The organism is Flavobacterium macrobrachii, assembly GCF_014486675.1.
GTDB classification, from domain to species: domain Bacteria; phylum Bacteroidota; class Bacteroidia; order Flavobacteriales; family Flavobacteriaceae; genus Flavobacterium; species Flavobacterium macrobrachii.
Window position 1 is genome coordinate 1 of the sequence record NZ_JACTAC010000117.1, and the last position, 4,625, is coordinate 4,625.

The following is a 4,625-nucleotide window of genomic DNA, read 5'->3' on the forward strand; positions in this document are numbered from 1 at the left end:
ACTATTTAAATCCAAGTTTAGATTTTAATTTTAAAAATAATAACGCTAACAAATAAGCGTCTTCTAGCACTGAATTTCTATCGTTTTTTGGAATTTTATAAGTTTTTATTAATTCCTCAATTGAGAATGATTTATTAGTTATATCATAAAGTTTCATATGCATAACTTCTACGTCAAGCGCTTCATTTTTAATTTTTCCACAACCCATTTTATCTAAAACCTCATTAATCATTTCAATGTCAAAATGTATTCGATGACCTACAAGTGTTGCATTACCAATAAATTTTATTAATTCTTCAATGGCATTGGGTTCTGCAAATTTTGGAAGATTACTTTCAATAATAAATTCATTTGACAAATCATTGTCATGTAAATATTTATATTGAGGAATTATTAGCTCAAAAGAGTCACCAATATTAATTATATCGTTTTTAACACCAATAGCACCAAAAGAAATGATTACATCTTTCTTTGGATTTAAACCTGTTGTTTCTGTGTTTAAAACTACAAATCGACTTGATTTAGTTTCAAATAGTGACAAATAGTTCTTCCAGAATTCAGGATATTCGCGATTAATATTTTTTATCCAATCAAACATTATGAAAATTGGGTTAGTTGAAATCTATCTTTAATTAATTCTTCTAAATCTCTTATTGGAGCTAAAGCGTTTTTTAATTTCTCTTTGTCAGATTTAGAAAGCTCTTCAATGGATATAAATTGTCCTGTAGAGTCGTTTTTTAATCCTTCAAGTGTTCTAATTTTTGATAATACCAAAAATGCTTCGGCACAACTCAAATAAATTTCAGAATATTTTGGATCGGTAATAGATAACTGTTTAAATCTTAAATAAGTATTATTAACACCTTTTATTTGCATACTTAAAATAAAAAGTCTTGCCGCATCAACTAACGGCATAATTCCTTTATTTTTAATATCAAATTTACCTTTGTTTTCTCCTTCTTCTTCTAAATTGAATTTTTTGAAGAAATTTAGTGGTGGGTTTTTTCTTAATGCATCATTACCAAGGTAGTCAAAAAATAAATTATTATTTTTAACATTATTAAAAATCGTTTCTGTTAGGGAATCTTCTATTTTGTTTTCACCAAAGACAATTTCATAATCAAAAAATATACTACTTATTTCATTAGATTGTTCGCCGGGAGTTTTCATCCAACTATTATATTGTTTTATCCAATCCGATAACGACTTACACCAAGACATGTTACTTGCCATGTGTCCATTTGGACAAGTCATAAATCCAACTTTTTCTAAAATAGCTGTAGTTCTTTTAGAAAGTTTAATAAAATAGTCTTTTACATCACGATATTTATCGGCAGCTACATCTTCAAAAACTAAAATACTGTCTTGATCTGTTAATAAAAGTTGTTCTTTTCTTCCTTGACTGCCAATGCTTAACCATGCAAATCTGGATGGAGGAGAACCTAAATCTAAAATAGCTAATTCAATTGCTCTTTTATTTATTGCAAAAATAATTTCTCCAGAAATATTGTAAACATGAGTAAGAGGAATGTTTTTTGAAATGGAAGTTTGGATTAAATCAGTTAATTTTTCTCTTACTAATTTTAAATCTTTTGGAGTTAGAGCTTTCTTTATTTCTTTAATTATAACTCCAGGATTATTAGATTGAGCTACAATTAAATCATGTTCAGAAACTACACCTTTAACATCTGATTTGTCTGAACCATCAACCGTAACACATAGATGACTAATGTTATATTTTAGTAATAAAAGTTGAGCTTCAGCAACAGAAACACTTTCGTTTACACAAACAACTGGTGAAGACATTATTTTTTCTATACTTGAAGATAATGGAATTCTTCCGGTAGCAATTTTACTTCTAAAATCAGTATCTGTAACAATTCCGATAGGATTATTTTGTTGAATTATAATTGCACTGTTTACGAGATTATCTGTCATTAGTTGAGCCACATCTTTAGCTGTAGATGTAATTTCTATTTTTAAAGGCGTTCTGTGATAACTTAGATTCTGAAAAAATTGAATTTCGTTTGAGGTATGATCAGTATATACCGTATCAGTTATCAATTTAGTTTTGTTTTCTCTATCAAATGAATTTTTTGTGTTAGACGCAAAACTTTCAAGTAAAAAGTCTAATACTGATGGATTTTGAGAAACAAATGGTTTAAAAACTCTAATAGGAATTGCATAGATTACAGAATCCTCACGAGCTTTTGCAGTCATCATGTAATTGTTTTTTGCAAAAAAAGGTCTTAAACCAAAAATATCTCCGACGTAGCATTTATTTAGTAAAGTTTCTTCAGCATCAACTATAAATGATAAATTTACCACACCAGAAGCAACAACGTAGAAACTATCGTGTAATTTATCATTAACTGTAAACAAAGTTTTGTTTTTTTCTAGATTCAAAACACCAATATTTGAACTAACTTCAATTAATTCATCACTATTTAAATGATTGAATGGTGGATATTCTTTTAAAAATTCTGCGATATTTACTGAAAGTGTACTCATTTAACAGTTTATTTTTTATACTAAACAAAAGTACTAAATGTAATTAGTTTAACTGTTAGCATTTTAAATAATATTATACAATTTCTATTTTACATAATATAAATTATAGTTCGATTTATTTTTTAATATTTTAGTTAAAAATGGTTTAAAAAAAGAAAAAAATAAAACTCAAAATTATTTTAGACTAATAAAAATATTAAAATTTACTTATTAAATTTAGAGTTATAAACAACTGAAATCAAGTTTGTTAATAACTTTTTACGTAAAACTAGATTATAAAAACTTACATAAAGACCATTTATTGTAGGTTTTTACTATAAAAATATATCAATTTAAGTATTTTATCGATTTTTTTTGCATTTTTTTTCATTTAAACGATAAATATTGCATTTAATCTATTTAGATTTGTCATGTATCATTCTTGTTTTCCCAAATGCAAGAAAATAGAAAAATTTAAAAAACTAAAACCTACACAATTATGAAAAAAGTAATTACACTCTTAGTTTTATTCTTTGCGCTTATTTCAAATTCGCAAAATACTGCTGTAACCTATACAGCTTCTACAGAAAACTTTCCAAATCCGGAAAGAGGTTTTTATCACCATAAAGAAACAAAAGCTTCAAATTTTTCTACTTTAACTCAAAGTACTATGACAAACTACAGAACAAATGAAAAAATTACATTGATTTTACGTTTGTACTATTTAGATACTTTTTTAACATCTCCAATTTCAGAAAGCTTTCTAAATAATATGAGAATTGATTTTGATAGAATGAGAAATGCTGGAATTAAATGTATTATAAGATTTGCTTATTCAAACCAAACAACTTTAGGACAACGCGATGCTTCAAAAGCTCAAATTTTGCAACATATATCACAATTATCTCCGGTTCTTAGTTCAAACAGTGATGTAATTGCTACAATTCAAGCAGGTTTTATTGGAACTTGGGGTGAATGGTATTACACAGACCATTTTGGAATGAACCCAACTGCAGCTGATTATGCTAATAGAAAAGATATTGTTGAAGCTTTATTAGCAGCAATTCCATCTAATATTAAAGTTCAAATTAGAACTCCAAAATTAAAGCAAAAATTATATAATACTACAACTGCTTTAACACAAACTCAATTTTTAAGTAATTCTTCGTTAGCCAGAGTTGGTCACCACAATGATTGCTTTTTATCTGATGCTAGTGATGTTGGTACTTACACAAATATAGCTACTGAATATCCTTATTTGACTCAAGAAACTAAATTTGTACCTATGGGTGGAGAATCTTGTGATTTTGATCCAAATCGTTCAAACTGTGATGTAGGAACTTCTGAAATGGCTCTTTTTCATTGGTCTTACATGAATATTGATTACTATCCAGAAGTAATCGGAGAATTTGCAGAAAGTAATTGTTTAAATGAAATTAAAAAGAATTTAGGTTACAGATATCAATTAGTTTCTGGTGCATATTCTAATTCAGCTTCTATTGGAAGTACATTATCAGTATCTATTAAGTTAAAAAATACAGGATTTGCTTCAGTTTACAACAAAAGAATTGCTTACATCGTTTTAAGAAACACAAGTACAAATGCAGTTTATTCAATACCTTTAAGTTCTAATCCACAACTTTGGTTAGGTACAAATGTAATTGATATTTCAGAACAATTAAATTTACCTGCCAACATTGTTCCTGGTAACTATGAAATGCTATTAAATCTTCCTGATTTTCATTCAAATTTAAGTTCTAGACCTGAATATTCTATCCGCTTAGCAAATAATAATTTATGGGAACCAACGACAGGTTACAATAAATTAAACCATACTTTAAATGTTACAAGTACTCTTTCAATAGCTGATAATACTAGAATAAATCCAACCATTTATCCTGTTCCAGCAAATGAAGAACTAATTGTTGAAATGGAAAATATTTCCGAATTTAAAGTCACATTATTCAATACTTTAGGACAAAATTTTGGTGTACAATCTAGAGAATTAAGTAGTGATAAAATAAGTCTAAATACTCAAGGATTATCTGAAGGTATTTATTTATTGAGATTTGAAAATGAAACTTCAGTTGAGACAAGACGTATCATTGTAAAACATTAAAACTTACTATTTAAAC

Annotated in this window: 3 protein-coding genes; 1 reads left to right on the forward strand and 2 read right to left on the reverse strand. The window is 27.2% G+C overall.

Features of this window, described 5'->3' with window-relative positions:
* Position 1: 1 nt before the first annotated feature.
* Both IAI56_RS15200 and IAI56_RS15205 read right to left on the reverse strand, forming a co-directional pair.
* A complete protein-coding gene (locus IAI56_RS15200; RefSeq protein ID WP_187658671.1) occupies positions 2-598 on the reverse strand; it encodes a 3'-5' exonuclease in 597 nt (198 codons plus the stop codon).
* The gene (locus IAI56_RS15205) at positions 598-2,511 is read right to left on the reverse strand and encodes a DUF294 nucleotidyltransferase-like domain-containing protein (protein ID WP_187658672.1); all 1,914 of its coding nucleotides are present in this window, start codon (positions 2,509-2,511) and stop codon (positions 598-600) included. The genes IAI56_RS15200 and IAI56_RS15205 overlap by 1 nt, the downstream gene beginning before the upstream one ends.
* A 478-nt stretch (positions 2,512-2,989) precedes the next feature.
* Here IAI56_RS15205 and IAI56_RS15210 point away from each other — a divergent pair, with 478 nt between their 5' ends.
* Positions 2,990-4,609 carry a DUF4832 domain-containing protein gene (locus IAI56_RS15210; protein ID WP_187658673.1) on the forward strand — a complete coding sequence of 540 codons (1,620 nt, stop codon included), beginning with the start codon at positions 2,990-2,992 and terminating at the stop codon, positions 4,607-4,609.
* The last annotated feature ends 16 nt before the right edge of the window (positions 4,610-4,625 follow it).

Bases quoted from the DNA above. Each gene is read 5' to 3' on its own strand.
- IAI56_RS15210 (WP_187658673.1), top strand. From the start codon at position 2,990: ATGAAAAAAGTAATTACACTCTTAGTTTTATTCTTTGCGCTTATTTCA.
- IAI56_RS15200 (WP_187658671.1), bottom strand. From the start codon at position 598: ATGTTTGATTGGATAAAAAATATTAATCGCGAATATCCTGAATTCTGG.
- IAI56_RS15205 (WP_187658672.1), bottom strand. From the start codon at position 2,511: ATGAGTACACTTTCAGTAAATATCGCAGAATTTTTAAAAGAATATCCA.